Consider the following 261-nt stretch of genomic DNA (forward strand, 5'->3'; position numbering starts at 1 on the left):
GTGGTGCTGTGTGTGAATCCTGACGGCTGCCAGTTGGGGTTACGGGCCAATGCTAATGGTGTGGATTTAAACAGAAACTTTCCGGCGGCGAACTGGAAGGAAGGTGAAACCGTTTATCGCTGGAACAGCGCCGCTGAAGAACGCGATGTCGTATTACTGACAGGTGACAAACCTGGCTCCGAACCTGAAACCCAGGCGCTGTGCCAGCTTATACACCGCATTCAACCTGCCTGGGTGGTCTCATTCCACGATCCACTGGCC

At 54.8% G+C, this 261-nt stretch carries 1 protein-coding gene; it reads left to right on the top strand.

Features of this window, described 5'->3' with window-relative positions; genetic code table 11:
- Positions 1-261, top strand: a 261-nt coding sequence (gene mpaA / locus V5P19_RS23835; RefSeq protein ID WP_334408032.1) for a murein tripeptide amidase MpaA, incomplete at both ends; no start/stop codon positions are given.

Source organism: Enterobacter sp. UNJFSC 003 (assembly GCF_036903355.1).
In the GTDB taxonomy this organism is placed as follows: domain Bacteria; phylum Pseudomonadota; class Gammaproteobacteria; order Enterobacterales; family Enterobacteriaceae; genus Enterobacter.